The organism is Vibrio sp. 2033 (assembly GCF_033339735.1).
In genome coordinates this window covers 1-1,055 of record NZ_JAWOVC010000120.1, presented here as the reverse complement: position 1 = coordinate 1,055, position 1,055 = coordinate 1, and the positions used below count along the sequence as shown (strand labels likewise).

General features: G+C 49.3%; 1 pseudogene. It reads left to right on the top strand.

What is annotated here, in order from left to right:
* Positions 1 to 1,055: pseudogene (locus tag R7P74_RS25030) on the top strand (helicase-related protein); the annotation flags it as partial.

Here is a 1,055-nt window from a genome sequence, read left to right as displayed (position 1 = left end):
CGCGCGCAATATCGCGAGATATTTGGCCGAGCAACTGGGCGAGCAAGTTGGCCAGCGAGTGGTGTATCGCGTTCGTGGCGAGACAAAGGTAAGTGCTTCTACTCAGTTATAAATTGTGACTGAAGGGGTCATGACTCGCATGATCCAAAATGCCCCTGGGCTAGATGGCGTCGATTTGCTGATTTTTGATGAGTTCCATGAGCGCAGTATTCATGCCGATACGGCTTTGGCGCTTAGCTTGGAAGTTCAAGAAGCATTGCGAGACGATCTTAAGCTGGTGGTGATGTCGGCAACGTTGGATCAAGAAGCGTTGCAATCCTTACTGCCGGAAGCTTGTTATATTGAATCAGAAGGGCGCAGCTTTGCTGTGGAAACTCGCTATGCTCCGCTTACTGCCAACGATCACCTTCCAACGGTAATAGCAAAAAATATAGAGAGTTTGATGAATAAAGAGTCAGGCTCTCTGCTTGCGTTTCTTCCCGGTGTGGCGGCCATCAAGCAAGTGCGAGAGCGTTTATCGCACTTACCGGACGATGTTGAAGTATGCCCGTTGTATGGTCAGTTGAGCTTTACTGAGCAACAGAAAGCCATCTCTCCTGCAGAAAAAGGTAAGCGCAAAGTCGTATTGGCAACCAACATTGCGGAAACCTCTCTGACAATTGAAGGTATTCGCCTTGTGGTGGATTCTGGTTTGGAGCGTGTTGCGCGTTTTGACTTGAAAAATGGCCTTACACGATTGGAGCAAACGCGTATTGCTCAATCGTCAGCCATCCAGCGAGCTGGTCGTGCTGGTCGGATTGAAGAGGGGATTTGCGTTCGCCTCTATTCAGAAAGTCAACTCAAGCAACAGCCACAAGTGCCACAACCTGAGATTTTGCATTCCGATCTTGCGAGCTTGGTAATGGAGCTGGCGTTTTGGGGGACGACCGATATTCATGAGCTAAAATTGCTCGATATTCCTTCTGCTGCCGCGCTGCAACAAGCTAAGCAGTTGTTGTTTTCATTAGGGCTTATTACCGAGCACGGACAACTGACTGCGGAAGGAAAGCAGGCTC